At 64.0% G+C, this 23,675-nt stretch carries 24 protein-coding genes and 1 pseudogene; 13 read left to right on the top strand and 12 right to left on the bottom strand.

Annotation, left to right across the window (positions count from 1 at the left end; translation table 11 throughout):
• The 7 genes from DXT59_RS10130 to DXT59_RS10100 all read left to right on the top strand — a co-directional run.
• Nucleotides 1-819, top strand: an 819-nt coding sequence (locus DXT59_RS10130) for a cytochrome C assembly family protein (RefSeq protein ID WP_116136792.1), incomplete at its 5' end; no start/stop codon positions are given.
• 5 nt (nucleotides 820-824) lie between these two features.
• Nucleotides 825-1,133, top strand: a complete 309-nt coding sequence (locus DXT59_RS10125; protein WP_116136791.1) for a PP0621 family protein — start codon at nucleotides 825-827, stop codon at nucleotides 1,131-1,133.
• A complete protein-coding gene (gene ampD / locus DXT59_RS10120; RefSeq protein WP_116136763.1) occupies nucleotides 1,130-1,717 on the top strand; it encodes a 1,6-anhydro-N-acetylmuramyl-L-alanine amidase AmpD in 588 nt (195 codons plus the stop codon). Before DXT59_RS10125 ends, ampD begins: the two co-directional genes overlap by 4 nt.
• A 411-nt stretch (nucleotides 1,718-2,128) precedes the next feature.
• Nucleotides 2,129-5,122, top strand: coding sequence for a ribonucleoside-diphosphate reductase subunit alpha (locus tag DXT59_RS10115; RefSeq protein ID WP_116136762.1), 2,994 nt, complete (start codon nucleotides 2,129-2,131; stop codon nucleotides 5,120-5,122).
• Between the two features lie 713 nt (nucleotides 5,123-5,835).
• A complete protein-coding gene (locus DXT59_RS10110) occupies nucleotides 5,836-7,050 on the top strand; it encodes a ribonucleotide-diphosphate reductase subunit beta (RefSeq protein WP_116136761.1) in 1,215 nt (404 codons plus the stop codon).
• An 86-nt stretch (nucleotides 7,051-7,136) separates the two neighbouring features.
• Nucleotides 7,137-7,490 carry a hypothetical protein gene (locus DXT59_RS31125; RefSeq protein WP_116136760.1) on the top strand — a complete coding sequence of 118 codons (354 nt, stop codon included), beginning with the start codon at nucleotides 7,137-7,139 and terminating at the stop codon, nucleotides 7,488-7,490.
• A gap of 11 nt (nucleotides 7,491-7,501) precedes the next feature.
• Nucleotides 7,502-8,113 (top strand): histone H1-like DNA-binding protein, encoded by a 612-nt coding sequence (locus tag DXT59_RS10100; protein ID WP_116136759.1) that lies wholly within the window; start codon nucleotides 7,502-7,504, stop codon nucleotides 8,111-8,113.
• Between the two features lie 182 nt (nucleotides 8,114-8,295).
• Here the strand turns inward: DXT59_RS10100 and DXT59_RS10095 are convergent, their stop codons facing one another.
• From DXT59_RS10095 to DXT59_RS31120, 4 genes are all read right to left on the bottom strand, one after another.
• The gene (locus DXT59_RS10095) at nucleotides 8,296-8,772 is read right to left on the bottom strand and encodes an outer membrane lipoprotein (RefSeq protein WP_116136758.1); all 477 of its coding nucleotides are present in this window, start codon (nucleotides 8,770-8,772) and stop codon (nucleotides 8,296-8,298) included.
• Between the two features lie 22 nt (nucleotides 8,773-8,794).
• Nucleotides 8,795-9,733, bottom strand: coding sequence for a carbohydrate kinase family protein (locus tag DXT59_RS10090; protein ID WP_116136757.1), 939 nt, complete (start codon nucleotides 9,731-9,733; stop codon nucleotides 8,795-8,797).
• A 101-nt stretch (nucleotides 9,734-9,834) separates the two neighbouring features.
• Nucleotides 9,835-10,335: a thiol peroxidase gene (tpx, locus tag DXT59_RS10085; protein WP_116136756.1), complete on the bottom strand. Its 501-nt coding sequence runs from the start codon at nucleotides 10,333-10,335 to the stop codon at nucleotides 9,835-9,837.
• Nucleotides 10,336-10,417: 82 nt separating this feature from the next.
• The gene (locus DXT59_RS31120; RefSeq protein WP_240324460.1) at nucleotides 10,418-11,122 is read right to left on the bottom strand and encodes a DUF3426 domain-containing protein; all 705 of its coding nucleotides are present in this window, start codon (nucleotides 11,120-11,122) and stop codon (nucleotides 10,418-10,420) included.
• A 69-nt stretch (nucleotides 11,123-11,191) separates the two neighbouring features.
• Here DXT59_RS31120 and DXT59_RS31115 point away from each other — a divergent pair, with 69 nt between their 5' ends.
• Nucleotides 11,192-11,767: a hypothetical protein gene (locus tag DXT59_RS31115; RefSeq protein ID WP_240324459.1), complete on the top strand. Its 576-nt coding sequence runs from the start codon at nucleotides 11,192-11,194 to the stop codon at nucleotides 11,765-11,767.
• Between the two features lie 102 nt (nucleotides 11,768-11,869).
• Here the strand turns inward: DXT59_RS31115 and DXT59_RS31565 are convergent.
• The 7 genes and pseudogenes from DXT59_RS31565 to DXT59_RS10050 all read right to left on the bottom strand — a co-directional run.
• Nucleotides 11,870-11,977: pseudogene (locus tag DXT59_RS31565) on the bottom strand (MJ0042-type zinc finger domain-containing protein); the annotation flags it as partial.
• Nucleotides 11,978-12,028: 51 nt separating this feature from the next.
• Entirely contained in the window at nucleotides 12,029-12,949 is a 921-nt protein-coding gene (prmA, locus tag DXT59_RS10075; protein ID WP_116136754.1) for a 50S ribosomal protein L11 methyltransferase, read from the bottom strand.
• 9 nt (nucleotides 12,950-12,958) lie between these two features.
• On the bottom strand, nucleotides 12,959-14,326 hold the full coding sequence (gene accC, locus DXT59_RS10070; protein ID WP_116136753.1) for an acetyl-CoA carboxylase biotin carboxylase subunit: 1,368 nt from the start codon (nucleotides 14,324-14,326) through the stop codon (nucleotides 12,959-12,961).
• A 123-nt stretch (nucleotides 14,327-14,449) separates the two neighbouring features.
• Nucleotides 14,450-14,917, bottom strand: coding sequence for an acetyl-CoA carboxylase biotin carboxyl carrier protein (accB, locus tag DXT59_RS10065; protein WP_116136752.1), 468 nt, complete (start codon nucleotides 14,915-14,917; stop codon nucleotides 14,450-14,452).
• A gap of 65 nt (nucleotides 14,918-14,982) precedes the next feature.
• On the bottom strand, nucleotides 14,983-15,438 hold the full coding sequence (gene aroQ / locus DXT59_RS10060) for a type II 3-dehydroquinate dehydratase (protein ID WP_116136751.1): 456 nt from the start codon (nucleotides 15,436-15,438) through the stop codon (nucleotides 14,983-14,985).
• A 195-nt stretch (nucleotides 15,439-15,633) separates the two neighbouring features.
• Nucleotides 15,634-16,218, bottom strand: a complete 585-nt coding sequence (locus DXT59_RS10055) for a TlpA family protein disulfide reductase (RefSeq protein ID WP_116136750.1) — start codon at nucleotides 16,216-16,218, stop codon at nucleotides 15,634-15,636.
• Between the two features lie 45 nt (nucleotides 16,219-16,263).
• Entirely contained in the window at nucleotides 16,264-16,908 is a 645-nt protein-coding gene (locus tag DXT59_RS10050; protein ID WP_116136749.1) for a UDP-N-acetylmuramate--alanine ligase, read from the bottom strand.
• 114 nt (nucleotides 16,909-17,022) lie between these two features.
• Between DXT59_RS10050 and mpl the strand changes: the two genes are divergently transcribed.
• From mpl to mtgA, 5 genes are all read left to right on the top strand, one after another.
• Entirely contained in the window at nucleotides 17,023-18,459 is a 1,437-nt protein-coding gene (gene mpl, locus DXT59_RS10045; protein ID WP_420823381.1) for a UDP-N-acetylmuramate:L-alanyl-gamma-D-glutamyl-meso-diaminopimelate ligase, read from the top strand.
• Nucleotides 18,456-19,040 carry a YqiA/YcfP family alpha/beta fold hydrolase gene (locus DXT59_RS10040; RefSeq protein ID WP_116136748.1) on the top strand — a complete coding sequence of 195 codons (585 nt, stop codon included), beginning with the start codon at nucleotides 18,456-18,458 and terminating at the stop codon, nucleotides 19,038-19,040. The genes mpl and DXT59_RS10040 overlap by 4 nt, the downstream gene beginning before the upstream one ends.
• A 126-nt stretch (nucleotides 19,041-19,166) precedes the next feature.
• A complete protein-coding gene (locus DXT59_RS10035; RefSeq protein ID WP_116136747.1) occupies nucleotides 19,167-21,272 on the top strand; it encodes a ribonuclease catalytic domain-containing protein in 2,106 nt (701 codons plus the stop codon).
• Nucleotides 21,269-22,171 carry a shikimate dehydrogenase gene (gene aroE, locus DXT59_RS10030; RefSeq protein WP_116136746.1) on the top strand — a complete coding sequence of 301 codons (903 nt, stop codon included), beginning with the start codon at nucleotides 21,269-21,271 and terminating at the stop codon, nucleotides 22,169-22,171. The genes DXT59_RS10035 and aroE overlap by 4 nt, the downstream gene beginning before the upstream one ends.
• Before the next feature lie 52 nt (nucleotides 22,172-22,223).
• Nucleotides 22,224-22,946 (top strand): monofunctional biosynthetic peptidoglycan transglycosylase, encoded by a 723-nt coding sequence (mtgA, locus tag DXT59_RS10025; protein WP_116136745.1) that lies wholly within the window; start codon nucleotides 22,224-22,226, stop codon nucleotides 22,944-22,946.
• 40 nt (nucleotides 22,947-22,986) lie between these two features.
• On the opposite strand, the gene DXT59_RS10020 is transcribed toward mtgA, so the two are convergent.
• Nucleotides 22,987-23,502, bottom strand: a complete 516-nt coding sequence (locus DXT59_RS10020) for a cupin domain-containing protein (protein ID WP_116136744.1) — start codon at nucleotides 23,500-23,502, stop codon at nucleotides 22,987-22,989.
• Nucleotides 23,503-23,675 lie beyond the last annotated feature (173 nt).

Raw genomic sequence — 23,675 nt, 5'->3', positions numbered from 1 at the left:
GGCGCGTCGATGCTCGCCAGCGTGCCGCCGATGCCCGCCGCGCGGCGCGAGCCGCCGTCCGCTCGCGCGCCGCGCGCGACGCGCGCATTGCTCTTCGTCGCGCTCGCGTTGCACGGGGTGCTGCTGCATATCACGATCTTCCCGCGCGATGCCATGGTGTTCGGCTTCGCGTTCGCGCTGTCGGCGATGTTCTGGCTCGGCGCGGTCATCTACTGGATCGAAAGCTTCTTTTTCCCGCTCGAGGGACTCGGGCTTCTCGTACTGCCGCTCGCCGGCGTCGCTTCTCTGCTGCCGCTCGTTTTCGGCGGCGTGCACGTCCTCGTGTATGCGGCCGCGCCACTATTCAAGGCGCACTTCATCATCGCCAACATCGCTTACGGATTGTTCGCGATCGCGGCCTTGCACGCCGTGCTGATGCTGTTCGCCGAGCGCCGCCTCCACGCGTGGCGCGGCACGCTGGAAGGCGAGGGCAGCGGGTGGTTCGCGGGATGGCTCGATACGCTGCCGCCGCTGCTGACGCTCGAAAAGCTGCTCTTTCGCCTGATCGGCGCGGGCTTCGTCCTACTGACGCTGACGCTCGTATCCGGCGTGCTCTTCAGCGAGCAGTTGCTGGACCGCCCACTTACGTTCGATCACAAGACCGTGTTCGCGGTGCTGTCGTGGCTGATGTTCGGGGCGCTGCTGGCGGGGCGCCAACTATCGGGATGGCGAGGACGGGCCGCGCTGCGCTGGGTGCTCGCGTCGTTCGCAGCCTTGCTTCTGGCCTATGTGGGCAGCCGCTTCGTCTTCGAGGTCCTGCTGCACCGTCCCGTCGTTTGATCGTCATGCGCCAAATCTTTCTCCTCGTCGTCTTCATCTTCGCCGCGCGTTGGCTCGTGAAGACGATGCGCGCCGCCCAAACCGGCACCGCGGCCCGCGGCGCGGCGGGGCAAGGCGCGTCCCGCGGCCAGGCTACCGGGGCTGCGCCCCCGCAGCGCGGACCGCGCCAACTCGCGGAACCGATGGTGCGGTGCGCTGTATGCGGCGTGCATGCACCCAAGAGCGATTCGATCGCGTTCGGCGCGCAGTACTTTTGCAGCGTCGATCATGCGCGGCGCCATGCGGCGGCCGCGGGCGGCCGCGACGGTCGATGAGCGCGGCGCGTTTCGCCGTCGCCGCCGACGGCTGGGTGCGCGGCGCGCGGGCGCTGCCCTCGCCGAACTTCGAGGAACGCCCGGCGGCAGCCGAGCCCTCGCTCGTCGTCGTCCATAACATCAGTCTGCCGCCGGGTGAGTTCGGCGGTACCGCCATCGCGGATCTCTTTCTCAATCGCCTCGATTGCGACGCGCATCCCTATTACGATCGACACCTTCGCGGCTTACGCGTCTCGTCGCATTTCGTGATTCGGCGCGACGGTGAGCTCGAGCAGTTCGTCTCGTGCGACGAGCGAGCCTGGCACGCGGGGGTGTCGAACTTCTTCGGGCGCGAACGTTGCAACGATTTCTCGATCGGCATCGAACTCGAGGGGACTGACGCGAGCCCATTCGAGTCGGCGCAATACGCGACGCTTGCCGCGCTCGTCACGGCCCTTCTCGCGCATTATCCGATCGACGCGCTGGCCGGCCACTCCGATATCGCGCCCGGGCGTAAGACCGACCCGGGCCCTCACTTCGATTGGGCCCGCTTGCAGCGCGAGACGGCTTTGGCCGATCGGTATTTCCCCTATAGGCGAACCTGAACGGCGGTGTCCGCCGGGTCGCTCGCCCCGTGCAAAGGCGCGTGCCGCTTGCGTTCGCGGTAAGTCCTTGTCCCGACTCGCTTAATGAAAAGTCAAGCGTTCGCCCTCAAATAAACCTTTTTGAATTGGCCCGCTGCTCTACTATACTTGGTAGCACTACAACGCTATCGCACTAGATGTTGTGTTAATGCGACGAGGTGTCCTAGTTTTTCGGGCGCTCGAAAGCGGCGTGCGAATCATGCGGGGCGATGCCCGGCTAGCGTTAAGACATGCGGGTGGAACGCCGGGCTTGGGGCCCGGCGTTCTATCTTCGGGGTTTCACTCCCGCCCCTCATCCCTCGCGCTCGGGGTGGCGCGACGGTTGTTCCAATCCGCGGTTTGACCGCACATCGAAGATCAGGAGCTTTGCACATGCAAACGACCGACAACATGACGAGCCAGCACGAGGGCGCGCAGACCGGGCGCGCCGTCGGTGGGCAGGCTGCCTATACGCAGCCGCTCGCGCCGCAGGCGACCTTCGCGGACTACAAAGTGATCCGCCGCAATGGCAGCGTCGTGTCGTTCGAGCCGTCCAAGATCGCGATCGCCGTCACGAAGGCCTTCTTGGCCGTGAACGGCGGACAAGGCGCCGCCTCCGCGCGCGTGCGCGAACTCGTCGAGCAGTTGACGCAAAACGTCGTGCGCGCGCTCGTGCGCAGCCGTCCGAACGGCGGCACGTTCCATATCGAAGACATTCAAGATCAGGTCGAACTCGCGCTGATGCGCGGCGGCGAGCACAACGTCGCGCGCGCCTACGTTCTGTACCGCGAAAAGCGCAACCAAGAGCGCGGCCACGACCAAGATACGGCGGCGCCGTCTTCTGGGTTGAACGTCGTCGACAACGGCGTGACGCGCCCGCTCGATCTGCACGCGCTCACGGCGCTGATCGAATCGGCATGCGACCAACTGGGCGAGGCGGTCAGCGCCCAGCCGATCGTCACGGAAACGGTCAAGAACTTGTACGACGGCGTGCCGATGAGCCAGGTCTACGACTCGGCGATCCTCGCGGCGCGCACGATGATCGAAAAGGACCCGGCCTACAGCCAAGTGACGGCGCGCATCCTGCTGCACACGATCCGCCGCGAAATCCTCGGCGAGGAAGTGACGCAGCACGAGATGGGCGAGCGTTACGCCGAGTACTTCCCGCAGTTCATCAAGCGCGGCATCGAAGCCGAGCTGCTCGACGAAAAACTGCTGCAGTTCGACCTGAAGCGTCTGGGCGCCGCCCTCGAGGCCGGCCGCGACCTGCAATTCGGCTATCTCGGCCTGCAAACGCTGTACGACCGCTACTTCCTGCACGTCGAAGGCACGCGCATCGAAATGCCGCAGGCATTCTTCATGCGTGTCGCAATGGGCCTCGCCCTGAACGAAATCGACCGCGAAGCGCGCGCCATCGAGTTCTACAACGTGTTGTCGACGTTCGACTTCATGAGCTCGACGCCGACGCTGTTCAACTCGGGTACCCGCCGCTCGCAACTGTCCTCGTGCTATCTGACGACGGTCGCCGACGATCTCGACGGCATCTATGAAGCGCTGAAGGAAAACGCGCTGCTCTCGAAGTTCGCGGGCGGTCTCGGCAACGACTGGACGCGCGTGCGTGCGCTGGGCTCGCATATCAAGGGCACGAACGGCAAGTCGCAGGGCGTCGTGCCGTTCCTGAAGGTCGTCAACGATACGGCCGTGGCGGTGAACCAGGGCGGCAAGCGCAAGGGCGCCGTCTGCGCCTATCTGGAAACGTGGCACCTCGACATCGAGGAGTTCCTGGAACTGCGCAAGAACACCGGCGACGATCGCCGCCGCACGCACGATATGAACACGGCGAACTGGATTCCCGACCTGTTCATGAAGCGCGTTATGGAAGGCGGCGATTGGACGCTGTTCTCGCCGTCGACCTGTCCGGACCTGCACGACAAGTTCGGCGCCGACTTCGAAAAGGCTTACACGGCGTACGAAGAGAAGGTGGCGCGCGGAGAGATCAAGCTGTTCAAGAAGATCCCGGCCGCCCAACTGTGGCGCAAGATGCTCGGCATGCTGTTCGAGACGGGCCATCCCTGGATCACGTTCAAGGATCCGTGCAACGTGCGCTCGCCGCAGCAGCACGTCGGCGTCGTCCATTCGTCGAATCTGTGCACCGAAATCACGCTGAACACGAGCGACAACGAAATCGCCGTCTGCAACCTGGGCTCCGTGAACCTCGTCGCGCACCTCGTGAAGCAGGCCGACGGCAGCTACGCGCTCGATCAGGACAAGCTCAAGCGCACGATCAGCGTGGCGATGCGTATGCTCGACAACGTCATCGACATCAATTACTACGCCGTGGCGAAGGCGCGCAATTCGAACCTGAAGCATCGCCCGGTCGGCATGGGCATCATGGGCTTTCAGGACTGTCTGCACCTGCTGCGCGTGCCCTACGCCTCGGACGAAGCGGTCGAGTTCGCCGATCGTTCGATGGAAGCCGTTTGCTACTACGCCTACTATGCCTCGACGGAGTTGGCCGAAGAGCGCGGCCGCTACTCGAGCTACCGCGGCTCGCTGTGGGATCGCGGCATCTTGCCGCAGGACACGCTGAAGCTGTTGGCCGAAGCCCGCGGCGGTTACGTCGAGGTCGATACGTCCGAGACGATGGACTGGGCGACGCTGCGTTCACGCATCGCCACCTACGGCATGCGCAATTCGAACTGCGTCGCGATCGCGCCGACCGCGACGATCTCGAACATCATCGGCGTCTCGGCCTGTATCGAGCCGACGTTCCAAAACCTGTACGTGAAGTCGAACCTGTCGGGCGAGTTCACGGTGGTCAACGACTACCTCGTGCGTGATTTGAAGGCGCGCGGCCTGTGGGACGAGGTGATGGTGGCCGATCTGAAGTACTTCGACGGCACGCTCTCGCGTATCGACCGCGTACCGGCAGACCTGCGCGCGATCTATGCGACGGCGTTCGAAGTCGATCCGAAGTGGCTCGTCGAAGCGGCCTCGCGCCGTCAGAAGTGGATCGACCAAGCGCAATCGCTGAATATCTATATGGCCGGCGCCTCGGGTAAGAAGCTCGACGAGGTCTACAAGCTCGCTTGGCTGCGCGGTTTGAAGACGACCTACTACCTGCGCACGATGGCTGCGACGCACGTCGAGAAATCGACGGTCGCGCACGGCGCGCTCAACGCGGTGCCGTCGGCCGACGGCGGCGCGAGCGGTGGCGGTGCGGCCGGTGGTTTCGGCGCAACGGGCGGCGCAATCGGCGGCGCGGGTTCGCCGATGGGCGGACTGAACGCGGCGAGCGCGGCCGATCAAGAGCCGCAGCCCGATGGTCCGGTCTGCATGCTGCGTCCGGGAGATCCGGGTTTCGACGAATGCGAGGCTTGCCAGTAACGCACATTGCGGCGCTTTGATTGGGCCGCATCGTTCGGGCCGGCGTCTTCCCGCTTTCGAGCGGACGGCGCCGGCCCGTTTTTCTTTTATCGCGCGTGCGCAGTCGGGCTGGCGCTCGATTCGACCGCGGTACCGAGCCGTATTCGGCCCGCTCCTTGCGCGCCCAGTGACGAAAGTCACTCGAGTTCGGGGCATGGCGCACACGTGCCGCTTGTCGCGATCGACACACAAGATATTGTCCTATCGCCTTCTGTCTGCACTATATTTTGTATGTTTCGCTTCTCTCGAAGGGCGCGCGATGCTACACTTTCGGGGCACGAAACACCGCTCCTGCAGCAACGTTTGCGGATGCGATGTTGGCGTATGAGCGATGTGCGAGAGTGTGACGACCGCCATCGTCGATGCGATGTTTGGATGATGGCGAGCGCAACGCAATGAAGTCTTCGTCGCCGCATCTTTGGTATCCGAGTGCGGACGAGAGAGCGTGATGCGAAGTGTGAACGATCGACGTTTGCACGCTCGCTCGTGACGCTCCGCGACCACATCGAGACGACGCTTCACGACTCATCGACGATCTCGCGTGCGCGACTCAACGAACAAAGTGTTGTATCGAGGTCGCAGCGCGAATCGAAAAACAGGGATTTTCATGAGCGAGCCCTTTTATCGCTCGTGAAAAGATGGTACAAACCGATCTAAATTGATGGTGAGAATTTATGCTCAACTGGGATGACGAGACGACTGCCGTAACTCCCTCGAGCGGTTCGCAACTGAACACGTTGCGCAACCCCGCGGGGCAGGCCGTCGGAACGCAAGCAGCGACACGCGTCGCACCGCAAGCTCCGTTGGCGCAAAACATCTTCGCGGACGACTTCGCCGCCTATGCCCCCCCTGCACAGCAGGTGGCATCCGAAGCGCGCGTGAACGTGGCCGACAAGCGGATCATCAACGGCCAAACCGACGTCAACCAACTCGTACCGTTCAAGTACAAGTGGGCGTGGGAGAAGTATCTCGCCGGCTGCGCGAACCACTGGATGCCGCAGGAAATCAACATGTCGCGCGACATCGCGCTTTGGAAAGATCCGAACGGTCTGACCGAAGACGAGCGCCGCATCGTCAAACGCAACCTCGGCTTCTTCGTCACGGCCGACTCGCTGGCCGCGAACAACATCGTGCTCGGCACCTACCGGCACATCACGGCACCGGAGTGCCGCCAGTTCCTGCTGCGCCAAGCATTCGAAGAGGCGATCCACACGCACGCCTATCAGTACATCGTGGAGTCGCTGGGTCTCGACGAAGGCGAGATCTTCAATGCGTACCACGAGGTGGCTTCGATCCGCGACAAGGACGAGTTCCTGATCCCGTTCATCCATACGCTGACCGATCCGGCGTTCAAGACGGGCACGCTCGAGGCCGATCAGAAGCTGCTCAAGTCGCTGATCGTTTTCGCTTGCGTCATGGAAGGCTTGTTCTTCTACGTCGGGTTTACGCAAATTCTTGCGCTCGGCCGTCAGAACAAGATGACGGGCGCGGCGGAGCAGTATCAGTACATCCTGCGCGACGAGTCGATGCACTGCAACTTCGGCATCGACCTCATCAACCAGATCAAGCTCGAGAACCCGCACCTGTGGACGCGCGAATTCCGTGAAGAGATTCGCGAGCTGTTCAAGCATGCGGTCGAGCTCGAATACCGCTACGCCGAGGACACGATGCCGCGCGGCGTGCTGGGACTGAACGCGTCGATGTTCAAGAGCTATCTGCGCTTCATCTGCAACCGCCGTTGCCAGCAGATCGGTCTCGATCCGCTGTTCCCGAACGAGGAGAACCCGTTCCCGTGGATGAGCGAGATGATCGACCTGAAGAAGGAACGTAACTTCTTCGAGACGCGAGTCATTGAATACCAAACCGGTGGTGCACTGTCTTGGGAATGACATGTGCTCGCCGATGCGATGAATGAATGATGGGGTGCCGCCGCGATAAACGACGCGGCGGAAAAGATAAGGAGCAAGAACGCCTAATGCAAAGCGTGCCCGGCGGCGAAACCGCCCACAAACATGACAGGCACTTTGCGAACCCTTCGGTGGGATGGGCGAACTACCCCCTGAAAAAGCCGGCGGCATGGCCGCCGGCTTGTCACAAGCGAATATCGGGCTTGGCGAGCGTCAAGTGCTTGCCTGCCGACTCGATCCGGCGTGCTGTGCCTTTGGGTACCGCACGCCTTACCGCATTCATTAGCGTAAGCGCTAGGTTTTTGCGTACGCCGATGAATAGCCCGCTTCGCAGCGCGCGCCGTCATGATTTTCGCCGGCGCGCAGCGGGAAGCGGGTTTGAAGAAGGGTGTAGTTCGAACTACTCATTTCCGAAAACCTGAAGGAGAAAACAATGGCAACAGCGAAGAAGAAACCCGCCGCTAAGAAAGCAGCCCCGGCTAAGAAAGCAGCGGCTCCGGCGAAGAAGGCCGCAGTGAAGAAGGTTGCGGCGAAGAAGGCCGCACCGGCTAAGAAGGTTGCTGCCAAGAAAGTCGCGGTGAAGAAGGTCGCGGCGAAGAAGGCGGCACCGGCCAAGAAAGCCGCGGTGAAGAAGGTCGCTGCGAAGAAGGCAGCGCCGGCCAAGAAGGCGGCGGTGAAGAAGGTCGCGGCGAAGAAAGCCGCACCGGCCAAGAAAGCCGCGGTGAAGAAGGTCGCTGCGAAGAAGGCCGCACCGGCGAAGAAGGCCGCGCCTGCTAAGAAGGCTGCCGCGAAAAAGGCTGCGCCTGCGAAGAAGGCTGCTCCTGCTGCGAAGAAGGCTGCACCTGCGAAGAAGGCTGCCGCTAAGAAAGCTGCGCCTGCGAAGAAGGCTGCGCCTGCTAAGAAGGCTGCGGCGAAGAAGGCCGCTGCCGCACCCGCTGCCCCTGCTGCGCCTGCGGCCGCAGCATCGACGGCTCCCGCCTCGACCGTGAAGACCGCGCTGAACCCGGCTGCTGCTTGGCCGTTCCCGACGGGTAGCCGTCCGTAATAGGAGGCAGTGACGAAGGCGGCACGCGTGGCCGCTTTCGCGCACTAACCTATATAAAAACCCCGCCGCCGGTTCGCCGGCGTGCGGGGTTTTTTTGTTTGCTACAAGCCGTATCGAAGCGCTTCGACCGGATCGCGCTGGCAGGCGGCCTACTCGCTCGCCAGCGCGATGTCGAGATGAGCTTAGTGCGTGACGCGCGTCACGCCGGCGCTCGAGAGCAGACGAACGCGGTCGCCCGCTTGGAACAGTTCGCCCGTCGCGGCTTGGGTGATCGCGCGCAAATCGCCGTTGTCGAGCCGTACCGTGATTTCCACGCCCGAGCGTTTGGCCACACCGTTTTCCACGGCGTTGCCCGCCACCGCACCGGCGAGGCCGCCGATGATCGCCGTTGCGATCGATCCCTTGCCGCCGCCGATCGCGCTGCCGGCAACCGCGCCGAGCGCACCGCCGCCGAGGGCGCCGAGTCCGCTCGGTTGGCCGTCGTTCGACGTGATGGTTACCGCGCGAACGCTTTCGACCGTGCCGAAGCGAACCGTTTCCTCGCGCTGCGCTTGGCCGGCCGTGTAGACGTCGGGAGAACTGCTGTTATAAGCGCACCCCGTCACCATCACAGAACCAACCAGCAGCGTCGCGAGCATGACCCGAGCTGACGTTTTCATTGTTTGTGACTCCACTAAAGTATTACCGCAGGCTATAGCCGAAAGCCTGCTTGAACCGTTGATCTATTTCCTCGGCGCTCGGCGCGTACGTCTGCGGGCCGGCTTGCTCGATCTTGAGCGAACCCATCAGACTGGCCAAACGGCCCGTCGTCGCCCAATCGTAACCGCGTTCGATACCGTACAGCAGCCCGCCGCGAAATGCGTCGCCGCATCCGGTGGGATCGACGATCTTCGAGGCTCGCACGACAGGAATGTCCTCGGTCTGGCCGCGGTGATGGATTCGCGCGCCGTGTTCGCCGCGCGTCACGATCAGTGCTTGGACGCGCTGCGCAATCTCATCGAGCGCCCAACCGGTCTTATTGCTGACGAGATTCGCCTCGTAGTCGTTGACCGCCACATAAGTGGCGAGTTCAATCGCGCGCCTAAGCGCCTCGCCCGAGAACAGCGGCAAACCCTGACCCGGATCGAATACGAACGGCACGCCGGCGGCGGCCAGCTTTTCCGTATGCTGCACCATGCCCTCGTAGCCGTCCGGCGCGACGATCGCGAGCGTGATGTCTTGGGCCTCGTCGGCGTGATTCAGGTGCGATTGCATCATCGCACCCGGATGGAAGGCGGCGATCTGATTGTTATCGAGATCGGTGGTGATCATGGCCTGCGCCGTATAAGCATCCGGCACCATGCGGACATGATCCGTCCGTAATCCGAGACTCTTGATGCGGTCGAGGTACAGGTGGCCGTCGATTTCGCCGAGCGTACCCATGATGCGCGCGTCGCCGCCTAGCAGATTCAGCGAGTAGCCGATATTGCCGGCGCAGCCGCCGAATTCGCGGCGCATCGTCGGAACGAGAAAGCTCACGTTCAGAATATGGACCTGCTCGGGCAGAATGTGCTCCCGGAAGCGGCCCTGGAAGGTCATGATGTTGTCGTATGCGAGCGAACCGCAGATCAGCGTAGCCAAGGCAAGAGTTCCTATACGTGTTTGTTATGGACGCGCTATACGAAAACGCCGCGCTTAAGGCCCCAGCGCGGCGTGCTTCGTCGAATCGATGGCGCGGTGAATTACTTGAGCGCGCTCAACGCCGCGTCGTAGTTCGGCTCGTTCTTGATCTCGCCGACCAGTTCCGCGTGAACGACTTTGTCGTTCTCGTCGACGACCACGACGGCGCGCGCCGTCAATCCGGCGAGCGGCCCCGTCTTGATATCGACGCCGTACGCTTGCGCGAATTCGTGGCCGCGGAACGTCGATGCCGTCACGACGTTTTCGATGCCTTCGGTCGTGCAAAAGCGCGTTGCCGCGAACGGCAGGTCGCCCGATACCACGATTACGGCCGTGTTTTGCAGCTTGGCGGCCGCTTCGTTGAACTTACGCGTCGACGTGGCGCACGTCGGCGTGTCGAGGCTCGGGACGATGTTCAGCACTTTGCGCTTGCCGGCGAAATCGCCAAGCGAGACAGGCTTGAGGTCCTTGCCGACGAGCGAGAACTCGGGTGCCTTTTGGCCGACGGACGGGAATGCGCCGCCGACTTCGATCGGGTTGCCGCCCAGCGTGACTTGACTCATATTAGCTCCGGATGTTCGTTTCAGGTTGTCGCAAGTGCGAAATAGTGGGCACGCGCGCGCCAGGCGGCCGCGCCCGGATGCGCTACGGATAAAAGATCTGGACCCGGAAGTTGGTCGCGACCGTATTGCCGGAATCGAGCCGCACGATCATCGTCTGCGTCGCATGCGCCGGCAAGCCGGCGGCGATCGCCGTGCCCGGAGCCACGTAATCTTGCGGCCATAGGATGCGACGGATCGCGGCGTTGTTCTTGTCGTCGAACAAGGTCAGCTCGATCGCCGGAAAGGCGAGGGCGATGCCGTAACGGTTGCGCAGCGGTACGCGCAATTCCAAGCGGTGCGGGCCGTCCACCTGACGCAGGTCGGACGCTTCGACCTGGAGCCCGTCGATGTCACGCGGAGGAGAAAGCCGGCAACCGAGTTGTGCGCATGCGCGCGCGAACAAAGGTTGCGATTCGGGCCAGTACACCATCACCGCTTCGCGGCGCCACCATGCGAGCTGTGCGATCAGGGCGAGGACGAGCGCAATCGAGACGATACCGCCCAAGGCATACCAAAGGGCTCGGCCCGGCGTCTTGGCCCGCGCCTCGCGCGTCATGGCGAAGTGGCGTTCTTGCGGGTCGGACTGCGGCGGCTCGGCGAAGATCGGCGGCACGCCGGCTGCATGGATACTCGATTGCGCTTCGCTCAAATGCGGTTCGACCGGCGCTTCGGCCTGCGCTTGCAGGCTCGCGCGCAGATGGGGCTCGAGGTGAGGCTCGTCGTCGGCGACCTCCGGTTCCGGCGGCACGCTTGGGTTGAAGTGCGGTTCGTCATCGTCCCAATGCGGTTCGCGCGCGGGCGCCCAACCGGCCGCGGTATGCTCCGCGTGGGAGGGCGATTCGATGACAGGGGATGGCGCAGGTGTCTGACTTGCGGCGTGCGCGGCGGCTTCAGCCTCGGCGGCCGCTTTCTCTTCTTCGGCGAGGCGAGCTTCTTCGGCGAGGCGAGCTTCCTCGGCAACGCGAGCTTCCTCGGCAACGCGAGCTTCCTCGGCAACGCGAGCTTCCTCGGCAACGCGAGCCTCTTCGGCAGCGCGAGCTTCTTCGGCGGCCCGAGCTTCTTCGGCGGCCCGAGCTTCTTCTGCGGCCCGAGCTTCCTCGGCAACGCGAGCTTCTTCGGCAGCGCGAGCTTCTTCGGCAGCGCGAGCTTCTTCGGCGGCCCGAGCTTCCTCGGCAACGCGAGCTTCTTCGGCAACGCGAGCTTCTTCGGCAACGCGAGCTTCTTCGGCAACGCGAGCCTCTTCGGCAACGCGAGCCTCTTCGGCAACGCGAGCCTCTTCGGCAGCGCGAGCTTCTTCGGCAGCACGAGCTTCTTCGGCAACGCGCGCCTCTTCAGCCAGACGCGCTTGCTCAGCAGCATGAGCCTGCGCGCCGGCGTCAGCGGACGCATCTGATTGCGCTCCCGGTTCGGCCGCGGGCGGCAACGTATCCGCATCGGGCGTCCGTTCGTGCTGCGTGCCCGCGTTGGGATCGAGCAGATTGTGCCGAGCGTCGAAAACTTGTTGGCAGTGTCCGCAACGTGCGAACCCACCGGAGGCCGCGAGCAATGCTTCCTGCACGCGGAAAACCGTTTCGCAGTGGGGACAGCGGGTGGCTAGAACCATGGTGAGCGGGGAGACCGGGATGGACCGGTGCGTCGATCGATAGGCGCTATTCTAATGGTTTCCCGGCGTGCGCTCGGCAGCGCGCTTCACGCCCGTCAAACAGACCCATCCTTCGTGCTCCCGCCATACGCCGATGTCGATCCACGGCCGGTAAGCGTCCGCCACTTCCTCGGCCTGCCGTGCCAGCACGCCTGAAAGCGCGATGCGTCCGCCTGTTTTCACCTTGGCGCACAGCATCGAGGCCATCAGTTTGAGCGGATTCGACAAGATGTTCGCCACGACGATATCGAATTGCCCGGCGGGGCAATCGTCGGGCAGCGCATAGGTCACGTCCGCGCGATTGCGCTCGCTATTGAGCCGAGCCGATTCGACCGCTTGCGGATCGATATCGACCCCGACAACAGGCGCCGCCCCGCACTTTTGCGCGAGGATCGCCAAAATGCCGGAGCCGCAGCCGTAATCGAGCACCGATTGCCCCGGCGCGACGGCTTGCTCGAGCCACTCCATGCACAACCGTGTCGTCGGATGGCTGCCGGTACCGAAGGCGAGCCCCGGATCGAGTTCCAGAATCAGCGCATCGGGGTCGGGGGCATCGTGCCAAGACGGCACCACCCAGATTCGTTTGCCGATCGCGATCGGCTCGAACTGTGATTGCGTGAGGCGCACCCAGTCTTGCTCGGGTACTTCACGCAAAGCGAACGGCGGCGTGGCGGCCAAACCGATCGCGTTCGCCGCGGCCGCCGCGAGCACGGCTGGCTCTTGCTCGGGCGCGAGCAGCGCGACGACGCGCGAGTGCTGCCATGCCGTGCGCTCGGGCGTGAGACCGGGCTCGCCGAACAAAGGCTGCTCGTCGGGCGTATCGGCGTCGGCGTCCTCCACCGATACCGATAGCGCTCCCAGATCCATGAGCGCGTCGGACAGCGCTTCGGCGCGCGTCCGGTCGAGTTCGACGATCAGTTCCCGATAGCTCATGGCTGGCACTCAGGCCTCTTCCGGCGCGGCTTGCTGCTTTTCCGCGAGCCGGTGTTCGAGGTAATGGATGCTCGTGCCGCCTTCGACGAAGCCGCCGTCGAGCATCAGTTCGCGATGCAGCGGAATGTTCGTCTGAATGCCTTCCACGACCATCTCGGACAACGCGATGCGCATGCGGCGGATCGCTTGCTCGCGCGTGGCGCCGTAAGCGATCAGCTTGCCGATCATCGAATCGTAGTTCGGCGGAACGAAATACCCATTGTACGCGTGCGAATCGACGCGAATGCCCGGGCCGCCGGGCGTGTGCCACGACGTGATCCGGCCCGGCGACGGCGTAAAGCGGAACGGATCCTCGGCGTTGATGCGGCACTCGATCGCATGGCCGCGGAACACGATATCGCGTTGGCGCATCGAGAGCTTCTCGCCGGCGGCGATCCGGATCTGTTCTTGCACGATGTCGATGCCCGTGATCAGCTCCGTCACCGGGTGCTCGACCTGCACGCGCGTGTTCATTTCGATGAAGTAGAACTCGCCGTTCTCGTACAGGAACTCGAACGTACCGGCGCCGAGGTAGCCCATCTTCTTGCACGCGTCGGCACAGCGATCGCCGATGCGTTCGATGAGACGACGGGCGATACCGGGCGCGGGCGCCTCCTCGATCACTTTCTGGTGGCGGCGCTGCATCGAGCAGTCGCGCTCGCCGAGCCAGAGCGCGTTCTTGAACGAATCGGCGAGCACCTGGATTTCGACGTGGCGCGGATTCTCGAGGAACTTCTCCATATAGACCTGCGGGTTGCCGAACGCACGCTCGGCCTCCTCGCGGGTCATGTTCACGGCGTTCACGAGCGCCGCCTCGGTATGCACGACGCGCATGCCGCGCCCGCCGCCGCCGCCCGCGGCCTTGATGATGACGGGATAGCCGATCGAGCGCGCGATCTTGACGATCTCTTTCGGGTCTTCGGGCAAGGCGCCTTCGGAGCCCGGCACGCACGGCACGCCCGTCTTGATCATCGTCTGCTTGGCGGAAACTTTATCGCCCATGAGGCGAATCGTTTCCGGGCGCGGGCCGATGAAGGCGAAGCCCGACTGCTCGACGCGTTCGGCGAAATCGGCGTTTTCCGACAGGAAGCCGTAGCCGGGGTGGATCGCTTCGGCATCCGTGACTTCGGCCGCGCTAATGAGCGCGGGCATGTTCAGGTAGCTCTGCGGCGACGGGGCCGGTCCGATACAGACGGCTTCGTCGGCGAGCTTCACGTACTTGGCGTCCTTGTCCGCGGTCGAATAGGCTACGACCGTTTTGACGCCGAGTTCGCGGCATGCGCGCTGGATGCGCAACGCAATTTCGCCGCGATTGGCAATGAGGATTTTTTCAAACATGGCGATGGTTCGACGCATTAAAGAGCTCGTGCGTCGTGGGGCCGCGAACTTGGGCGGCGCACGGCATTCGAGCTAAACGGGGTATGCCCGAGACGGCGAATCGCGCTCGGGCCCGCTTTGCGATCAGCCGATGACGAAAAGCGGCTGGCCGTATTCGACGGCTTGGCCGTTTTCGATAAGGATTTCCTTCACGACGCCGGCTTTGTCGGCTTCGATTTCGTTGAGCAGCTTCATCGCTTCGATGATGCACAGCGTCTGGCCTTCCTTGACCGTATCGCCCACCTGGATGAACGGATCGGCGCCCGGCGAGGGGGAGCGGTAGAACGTGCCGACCATCGGCGAGGTGATCACGTGACCTTGTGCGGCGGCGGCCGGCGCCGCGCTGGCGACGGGGGCTTGCTCGAGCGCGCCCGCGCCGGCCGCGGGGGCGGCTGCCGTGAGCGGCGGCGCATACGAGGCGGGTTGCTGTACGTAAACCGGCGGCGCATTCTTGACGATGCGGACTTTGCCTTCGCCCTCGGTCACCTCGAGTTCGGAAATGCCCGATTCAGAGACGAGGTCGATCAAAGTTTTCAGCTTACGTAGATCCATAGGGAATCCCCTTGTTCAATGCGTTGGGCGCCGGCTCGGGCCGGCGCCGATTTGATGTTCTGAAATCAACCGCGCGCGCTTTGCTGCACGAGCCGCTCGAGCGCGTACTCGAGCCCGTACAGATAGCCTTTCCAACCGAGCCCGCAGATGACCCCTTCGGCCAAATCGGAAAAGTACGAGTGATGCCTGAACGGCTCTCGGCGATGCACGTTCGACAGATGAATCTCGACGAACGGGATGCCGACGCCCGCCAGCGCATCGCGCAAAGCGACGCTGGTATGCGTGTAGGCGGCGGGATTGATCAAGACGAACTCGACCGCCTCCGCCCGCGCGGCCTGCACGCGGTCGACGAGCTGACCTTCGTGATTGCTCTGGAACGTCAGCAATTGCACGCCTGCTTCCTGCGCGCGAGCCATGAGCGCTTGATCGATCTGCGCCAGCGTAACGTGACCGTACACCTCGGGTTCCCGCGTACCCAGCAGGTTGAGGTTCGGACCGTGCAGTACCAGCAATCGTCTCATGGTTCGCTTCTGTTTCCGCGGAATTGCGCGCACTTTATCGCCAATTGTCAAAACTTGTCTAGCGGCGAATGAAAAAGTGGCGATTCGAGGCGGTATTTTTTACTACGTGGGCGGGGAGATTTGCCATAACGTCGGCTAACCGTCCGGTATTTTCCAACATTCCGACGCGATCCGCCCTCATATGCGGTTTGGCCATCAAAGCGCGTCGAGCGTCCTGCGCAATTCGGTCGGCGCGACTTGTCCCAATTTTGTCGACCGTACGACGCCGTTAGCGTCAATTACGACCGTAAACGGTAAAGCGCCGGCGGAGTTGCCGAGACTGCGCGCCAGGTCGGCGCCGCCGAATCCGCTGACGAGAATCGGGTAGTCGACGGGCACTTTCTTAAGGAAGTTCTGAATGTTTTGCTCGGAATCGACCCCGATTCCCACGAACTGGACGCCCTTGCCGGCATAGGCGTCATGAAGCCGCACGAGTTCGGGCATTTCCGCCACGCACGGGGCACACCAAGAAGCCCAAAAATTGACGACCAGGACGCGCCCTTTATAGGGCGCGAGCGTTTGAGGCTTGCCGGACACGTCCTGCAATGCCGCATCCATCAATTGCGCAACGGCGTCGCCGGTCGGCGCCGCCGCCTGCGGGGCCGCAGATTCGCCCTGTGCCTGCTGCGCGGCGGGGGCGGTGGACCGGGCGTTGCCGTGCAGCCATTGCCGCGCGCCCACCCCTAAAGCAGCCGCGACGATCGCAACCGCCGCAACGGCTAATGTGGCTTTCGTATTCATGTCTCTATCTAATAAATAAAGAGTCGAGTCGGTGCCGGCCGGCGCTCAGTTCGCGAGCGGCGCGGCGTCGTCGCCGGCGAGTAGGGCTTGGACGGCCTCGGCATTGGCGCGCGGCGCGCGGCCGCGAGCATCGGCGCGCACGGCCCCGCGCAGGTCGTCCGTATCATATAGCGCGATATGGATGCCCACCGGCGCCTCGTCGCGGGTGCCGCGCCATAGAAAGCTCAGCGTTTCGACGTCGCCGCGCCCCCCGAAGTGGTGCGTTTCGGAGACGTCGTACTGCACGTTCGCGTTGAGCAGATAAATGGCGACTTCCTTCGGGTTGTCGCAGAACATCTGCAAGTGAATGTCGGAATGCTCGCCGGCCGTACCGTTCAGTACGGCGCCCGTCAAATAGGGATTGAACGGCGCGAGGCGCCGCATCCACTCGAGCGCGATTTCGCGCAACCGGCGCAGCACGGCCGGTTGGGTCTCGGCTTGAAACAGCGCCTGATATTCGCGGATTTCTTCTTCGATCTGATCATTGTCGGGCAGCCATTCCCCCGCGACGCGCGTCTGACCGACTACTTGCCGCGCGGCCTTGCGCTTCGCGCTGGCATAGTCGAGCCCTTCCTCCGCGATCAAGCGAGCCGCCGCCATCGCGATTTCATCCCGCACGCGTTGCGGATCGACAAAAGTTTTGCGCACCATCCGCCAATCATACTCGATCGCCCGGACCCGCCCGCTGCGCCCGGCTGACGCTAGCGCGTCGGGTACAATAGCGGGCCTCACGCGGCTCGCCCGCCCGGCGTTCGCGTTCCCACCATGCACTCGCGGCAAGCGCGGCACGAGCAGACAGTTTTTATGCACATCCACATCCTCGGCATCTGCGGCACATTCATGGGCGGCCTCGCGGTGCTCGCGCGCGGCGCGGGACATACCGTGACCGGCTGCGACGCCGGCGTTTATCCGCCGATGAGCACGCAACTCGAGGCGCAAGGCATTACCCTCGTCGAAGGCTACGGCGCCGAGCAACTCGATCTGAAGCCCGATTTGTTCGTCGTCGGCAACGTCGTTTCGCGCGGCAATCCGCTCATGGAAGCGATTCTCGATCGCGGCTTGCCGTACGTCTCGGGTCCGCAATGGCTCGGCGAACACGTGCTCGCGGGCAAATGGGTATTGGCCGTTGCCGGTACGCACGGCAAAACGACGACGAGCTCGATGCTCGCGTGGCTGCTCGAAGACGCGGGGCTCAACCCGGGATTTTTGATCGGCGGCGTGCCGCTGAATTTCGGCGTGTCGGCCCGGCTGACCGATTCGAATTTCTTCGTCATCGAGGCGGACGAATACGACACGGCGTTCTTCGACAAGCGTTCGAAATTCGTGCACTACCGCCCGCGTACGGCCATTTTGAATAACTTGGAATACGATCACGCCGATATCTTCCCCGATCTAGGCGCGATCGAGACGCAATTTCATCACCTCGTGCGTACGGTTCCGTCGCTCGGCCGTCTCGTCGTCAACGGGCGCGAGTCCGCGCTCGAGCGCGTCCTGGCGCGCGGCGTATGGAGCGAGGTCGAGCGCTTCGGCGTGGACGGCGGCTGGAGCGCGCTGCCCGCGGCCGACGGCGAGCCTATCGACGAGCGCTTCGCGGTGTATTGGCGCGGTGAGCGGGTGGGCTTGGTCGACTGGCAAGTGCAGGGCGAGCACAACCGGCTCAATGCATTGGCCGCGATCGCCGCGGCGCGCCATGTCGGCGTGCCGCCGGCGCAGGCTGCGCGCTCGCTCGGCGCGTTCCGCAACGTCAAGCGGCGCATGGAGGTACGCGGCAGCGTGGATGGCGTCACTGTCTACGACGACTTCGCTCACCACCCGACGGCCATCGAAACGACGATCGCCGGCTTGCGCGCGCGCGTGGGCGGCGAGCGCACGCGCATTCTGGCCGTGCTCGAGCCACGCTCCAATACGATGAAGCTCGGCGTCATGAAGGCGCAACTGCCCAAGAGCCTTGCCGGGGCCGACCTCGTATTCGGTTACGGCGCGCCCACGGGACGCGATGCGCTGGGCTGGGATCTGAGCGAGGCACTGGCGCCGCTCGGCGAGAAGGCGCTCGCCTTCAGCGATCTCGATGCGCTCGTCGCCGCCGTCGCCCAGGCCGCGCGCCCCGGGGATCAGGTGCTCGTAATGAGCAACGGCGGATTCGGCGGCGTCCATCAAAAATTGCTCGACGCGTTGGGTTCGCGCGCGAAAGGCGGCGCGTGATCCTTTATCTGCACGGCTTTCGTTCGTCGCCGCAATCGTTCAAGGCCCGGCTCGTCGCCGCGCGCATGGCCGAGCTTGGCCGGCAAAGCGAGTGGCGGTGTCCGATGCTGCCGGTCTCTCCGCTCGAAGCCGTCGCTGTCGCGCAAGCGCAAGTGGCGGGCGTGGCAGCCGATGAAGTCACGGTAATCGGAAGCTCGCTCGGCGGCTACTTCGCCACTTATCTAGCCGAAAAGCATGGGTGGCGCGCCGTCTTGCTGAACCCGGCTGTTTTGCCGCAGCGCGATTTGTCCGCCTATCTGGGCGAACAGCCGTTATGGCACGGCGGCGGCAGCATCGTCGTCGAGCCGCATCATCTGAGCGAACTCGAAACGTTGCGCGTCGCGTCGATCACGCGGCCGGAACGCTATTATTTGATCGCCGCCACGGGCGACGAGGTGCTCGACTACCGCGAAATGCTCGCGCATTACCCCGGTGCCGAGACGAAACTGATCAGCGGCAGCGATCACGCGATCAGCGAATTCGCCGGCTACGTCGACGACGTCCTCGCGTTTTGCGGCATCCCCGAGGCCGGCCGCTCCTAGCACGGCTGCGGCGCACGGAGGCAAAGCGATCCGTGGCCGCGCAACCGAACAATATCGATTCGCGGTGGGTGCGCAGTTTGCGGCGCACACTTGCCGTGAGAGCCAAATTCGTAATGAGAGTGTCGAGTGAACGTTTTCTTTGAGGAATCAGGCGGTTTGAAGGCGGGCAGCGTGCTGTCGCGCCAAGGCGATGCGTTGCAGGTCGAATTGCCGGGCGGCCGGCGCACCAAGGTGCGCGCGAAAGACGTGCTGATCGAGTTCGATAAGCCGAGCGCGGCCGAACTGCTGCAGCAAGCCGATGCATGCGCCCAGCAGATCGATCTCGACTTCTTGTGGGAGTGCGCGCCAGCCGACGAATTTCCGTTCGCCGCGCTGGCCGGAGAGTATTTCGGCCAGCAGTCGGGACCCGTCGAGCGCGCCGCGCTCGTGCTGCGCATGCAAGGCGCCCCCGTTTACTTTCGTCGCAAGGGGCGCGGGCAATATCAGCGGGCGCCCGAAGAGCAGTTGAAGATGGCGCTCGCGGCGCTCGAGCGCAAGCGTCAGCAGGCGCTCGTGCAGGCCGAATACGAGGAAGAGCTCAAGGCCGGCCGCTTGCCCGAGGCGCTGCGCGGCAAGGCGCTCACGTTGCTGACGAAGCCCGACAAAAATTCGATCGAATACAAGGCGCTCGAAGGCGCCGCCGCCGCGCGCGGTATCTCGCAGGCGCGGCTCATGCTCGAGTGCGGCGGCATTGCCTCGGCCCGCGCGCTGCACGAAGCCAAGTTTCTATCGGAATACTTCCCGCATGGCACGGGTTTCCCGCCCGTGACGCCGGGCCCCGTGCCCGAGGATCTGCCGACGGCGCACGCCGAGGCATTTTCGATCGACGACATCACGACGACCGAGATCGACGATGCTTTCTCCGTGGAACTGCTGGCCGACGATCGCGTGCGCGTCGGGATCCATATCGCGGCCCCGGCGCTCGGGATCGTGCGCGGCGACGCCGTCGATGCGATCGCGCGCGCGCGCCTGTCGACCGTCTATATGCCGGGCGACAAGATCACGATGCTGCCCGATGAGGTCGTCGAGGTCTTCACGCTGAAGGAGGGCGGCCTGCGCCCCGCGCTTTCGCTTTACATCATCGTCAATCGCGAGACGCAGGAAATCGTCGCCACCGAAACGCGCGCCGAGCGGGTGTATGTGAAGAGCAATTTGCGCCACAACACGCTCGACGCCGAGGTCACCGAGGAAGCGCTCGCCGCGGGCAGCGGCGAGTACCCGCACAAGGAAGAAATCGCGTTGCTGTGGCCGCTCGCGCAGGCGCTGTTCGAAAAACGTCAAGCGGCGCGGGCGGGATACGGCTTGCGCCGCGAAGTGCCGGGCAACACCGATTACAACTTCTACGTGGACGGCGAACACGTGACGATCACGCCGCGCCGGCGCGGCTCGCCGCTCGACTTGATCGTCGCCGAACTCGCGATCTTGGCTAATTCGACGTGGGGCGCGCTGCTGCACGACCACGGCGTGCCCGGCATCTACCGCACCCAGCGCACGTTTGCCGCGGCGGGTCCCAAGCGCACGCGCATGCAAACGAGCGCGGCGCCGCACGAGGGGCTTGGCGTCGCGCAGTACGCGTGGAGCACGTCGCCGCTGCGCCGCTATGTCGACCTCGTCAATCAATGGCAATTGCTCGCCTGCGTCCAGCACGGCGTGGCCGCCAAGCTCGTCGCGCCGTTCAAACCAAAGGATGCCGATTTGTTCGCGGTCGTCCAGGGCTTCGACGATACCTATACGGCCTATGCCGATCACCAACGGCGCATGGAGTATTTCTGGTGCCTGCGTTGGCTCACGCAGGAAAACAAGAAGGAAGTGGTCGCGGCCGTCGTGAAGGGCGATCTCGTGCGGCTCGAGGAAGTGCCGCTGCTGCTGCACGTGCCGGGGCTCGGCGTGCATGCGCGCGGCACGCGTATCGTGCTCGAGGTGATGTCGGTCGACGAGTTGACGGTCGAGGCGTCCGTGCGGCCCATTCGCGTGCTCGATGCGCCGGGCGCGAATGCACTGGCGGCCGAGGAGGACGAAGGCGAATTCGTCGAGTCCGCCGATGCGTCGGCTGAGAGCGAGGAGGAGGCGCGTGCGGAGGACGCCGAGCCGGGCAGCGCGGCGGGCGGATCGGAGGCGCTTGGCGCCGAGCGCGAGGAAAACGCGCCGGACGCCCAGGACGGCACGGCCCAACCCACGCAGGTGGCGCAATGAGCGCAACGAACGGTCCGTCGTCCTCGAACGCTGCGTCCATCGCACCCGCGCAAGCGGGTTACGACTTGTATGCGGTGATCGGCAACCCGATCGCGCATAGCAAATCGCCGGTCATCCACGCACGCTTCGCCGAGCAAACGGGCGAGCGAATCGAATACCGGAGCTTGCTCGCGCCCGTGGACGGTTTCGAAGATACCGTGCGCGCGTTCGTCGCGGCGGGCGGCCGGGGGCTCAACGTCACGGTGCCGTTCAAGCTGCAAGCGTATGCGTTGGCCGATCGCCTGTCGCCGCGCGCCGCGGCGGCGGGTGCCGTCAACACGCTACGGTTCGATAACGACGGCATTTACGGCGAGAACACCGACGGCATCGGCCTCGTCACCGATATCGAAACGAATCTAAAAGTCGATCTCGCCGGTGCCCGCATCTTGCTGCTCGGCGCGGGCGGCGCGGCACGCGGCGCAGTGCTGCCGATCCTCGAACGCGGTCCGCGTTTGCTCACGATCGTCAATCGCACGGCGTCCAAGGCGGAGGCGCTCGCGCAGCAGTTCGGGCAAGCCGCGCGAGAGGCCGGCTGCGCATTGTCGGGCGGCGCGCCCGAAGCGGTGGAGCCGGCGCCCTATGACGTGATCGTCAACGCCACGGCCGGCTCGTTGACGGCCGAGGTGCCGGAATGCGATCCCCGGGCATTCGGCCCGAATACGCTCGCCTACGACATGATGTACGGCGCGCAACCCACGGTTTTCATGCGGCATGCGCGCTCGCTTGGGGCCAAAACCTCCGATGGGCTCGGCATGCTCGTCGAGCAAGCGGCCGAATCGTTCCGTATTTGGCGCGGTGTGAGTCCCGCGAGCGCGCCGGTCTTGGCCGAACTGCGCGCGATGTTGGCTACGCCGGCTTAGGGGCGTCGACGTAAGGGGAGACGGCGCGCTTGCGCATAGTCGAGACGCATCGATGACGAAAACGAAAAAAAGAACGGGGAGAGGCGCCGGCGGCTGGCTGCTCTATGTCGTCGGCGTCGGCGCCTTTGCTTGGGTCGCCACGCAAGCCTATTACTTCGGGCAGATTGCATGGTGGAGTAGGGTCGACCCGGGTTCGACGGCGTTCATGCGCGCCGATGCCTGGCGCCTCGCCCAGGATCGTCCCGATCTAACGATCCAACATGAATGGGTCCCCTACGATCGCATTTCTCGGAATCTGAAGCGTGCGATCATTGCGTCGGAGGACGCGAACTTCGTCAACAACAACGGTTACGAGACCGACGCGATCCTGCAGGCATGGGAGAAGAACAAGAAGCGCGGCAAAATCGTGGCCGGCGGTTCGACCATCTCGCAACAGCTCGCGCGCAACCTGTTTCTCTCGCGGCAAAAGAGCTATCTGCGCAAGGGGCAGGAACTCATCATCACTTGGATGCTCGAAACGCTGCTCGATAAAGAGCGCATCTTCGAGATCTATCTGAATTCGGTCGAGTGGGGCAACGGCGTGTACGGCGCACAGGCGGCCTCGCGCTACTACTACCGGTGCGCCGCATCGCAATTGACCGCTTGGCAAGCGGCCCGGCTCGCCGTCATGCTGCCGAATCCGCGCTACTTCGATGGGCACCGCTCGTCGCCTTATCTCGCGCAGCGCTCGGCCGTCATCGCACGCCGCATGGGCGCCGCCGAGTTGCCGCGCTGATCACCCTCATCGCGCGATAGCCGAGAGCGGCGCTCGACGGTCAGTTGTCCTCCCAATAGGACGCGCTTTCGCTCTCGCGTGATACGAATCGGAACCCTCTCGGCCGTTCGCCGGGGGCGCCTGCGAATTCCGCAAGAATGCCGAACTTGCCCGAATCGGGATATTCGGCGATCTCGGGCATCATCTTCGTGCTCACCGCAAGGTATTTCAATTCGACGTCGCCCGTATTCGCGATCTGATGCGCCGTCTCGGCGCCGCCGGGCGGGCAGGCGATCACGTCGCCCGCGCGGATCGGATGCACCGCATCGCCGATGCGCACTTCTCCCGTGCCCTGCAGCACGAAAAACATCTCTTCGTTGACCCGGTGGTTATGAAACGAAAAGGCCCGCTTGCCCGGCGCCAGCGCCGTCACGTTATAGCCGAGTTTTTGGGCGCCGATTCGCGCGCCGATCGCGCCCATGCGCGGCGCGTAGCGATCGGCCATCGATTCGGGTGGCGCCATGCCGGGCGGCAACGGGGACAGTTCGACGTCGGCCAGATTGATGATGGGCTTCATGGGTCGATCCTTATCGGGGGACGGGGAATGGGCGAGTGCCGCCACGCATCTTGCCACGATCGCACCAATGCGCGGAAATCTCACTATATGAGCAGGTCATTCAAATGTTGGATGAAGACGAAAGGCGTGCCTACAATTCGTCGCGAGCGGTCGAGAAGGCCGCGTGATGCCTT

It is taken from the genome of Trinickia diaoshuihuensis (genome assembly GCF_003390925.1).
In the GTDB taxonomy this organism is placed as follows: Bacteria; Pseudomonadota; Gammaproteobacteria; order Burkholderiales; family Burkholderiaceae; genus Trinickia; species Trinickia diaoshuihuensis.
The sequence above is the reverse complement of the archived record's forward strand: the minus strand, read 5'-3'. Positions and strand labels throughout refer to the sequence as shown.

Excerpts from the sequence above, each read along its gene's own strand:
- aroE (WP_116136746.1), top strand. The coding sequence starts at position 21,269 with ATGAGCGCAACGAACGGTCCGTCGTCCTCGAACGCTGCGTCCATCGCA.
- DXT59_RS10055 (WP_116136750.1), bottom strand. The coding sequence starts at position 16,218 with ATGAATACGAAAGCCACATTAGCCGTTGCGGCGGTTGCGATCGTCGCG.
- DXT59_RS10115 (WP_116136762.1), top strand. The coding sequence starts at position 2,129 with ATGCAAACGACCGACAACATGACGAGCCAGCACGAGGGCGCGCAGACC.
- tpx (WP_116136756.1), bottom strand. The coding sequence starts at position 10,335 with ATGAGTCAAGTCACGCTGGGCGGCAACCCGATCGAAGTCGGCGGCGCA.
- prmA (WP_116136754.1), bottom strand. The coding sequence starts at position 12,949 with ATGAGCTATCGGGAACTGATCGTCGAACTCGACCGGACGCGCGCCGAA.
- mpl (WP_420823381.1), top strand. The coding sequence starts at position 17,023 with ATGCACTCGCGGCAAGCGCGGCACGAGCAGACAGTTTTTATGCACATC.
- DXT59_RS31115 (WP_240324459.1), top strand. The coding sequence starts at position 11,192 with ATGCTCCGCGTGGGAGGGCGATTCGATGACAGGGGATGGCGCAGGTGT.
- aroQ (WP_116136751.1), bottom strand. The coding sequence starts at position 15,438 with ATGAGACGATTGCTGGTACTGCACGGTCCGAACCTCAACCTGCTGGGT.
- ampD (WP_116136763.1), top strand. The coding sequence starts at position 1,130 with ATGAGCGCGGCGCGTTTCGCCGTCGCCGCCGACGGCTGGGTGCGCGGC.
- DXT59_RS10050 (WP_116136749.1), bottom strand. The coding sequence starts at position 16,908 with ATGGTGCGCAAAACTTTTGTCGATCCGCAACGCGTGCGGGATGAAATC.
- mtgA (WP_116136745.1), top strand. The coding sequence starts at position 22,224 with ATGACGAAAACGAAAAAAAGAACGGGGAGAGGCGCCGGCGGCTGGCTG.
- accB (WP_116136752.1), bottom strand. The coding sequence starts at position 14,917 with ATGGATCTACGTAAGCTGAAAACTTTGATCGACCTCGTCTCTGAATCG.
- DXT59_RS10100 (WP_116136759.1), top strand. The coding sequence starts at position 7,502 with ATGGCAACAGCGAAGAAGAAACCCGCCGCTAAGAAAGCAGCCCCGGCT.
- DXT59_RS10020 (WP_116136744.1), bottom strand. The coding sequence starts at position 23,502 with ATGAAGCCCATCATCAATCTGGCCGACGTCGAACTGTCCCCGTTGCCG.
- DXT59_RS10095 (WP_116136758.1), bottom strand. The coding sequence starts at position 8,772 with ATGAAAACGTCAGCTCGGGTCATGCTCGCGACGCTGCTGGTTGGTTCT.
- DXT59_RS10125 (WP_116136791.1), top strand. The coding sequence starts at position 825 with ATGCGCCAAATCTTTCTCCTCGTCGTCTTCATCTTCGCCGCGCGTTGG.
- DXT59_RS31125 (WP_116136760.1), top strand. The coding sequence starts at position 7,137 with ATGCAAAGCGTGCCCGGCGGCGAAACCGCCCACAAACATGACAGGCAC.
- accC (WP_116136753.1), bottom strand. The coding sequence starts at position 14,326 with ATGTTTGAAAAAATCCTCATTGCCAATCGCGGCGAAATTGCGTTGCGC.
- DXT59_RS10110 (WP_116136761.1), top strand. The coding sequence starts at position 5,836 with ATGCTCAACTGGGATGACGAGACGACTGCCGTAACTCCCTCGAGCGGT.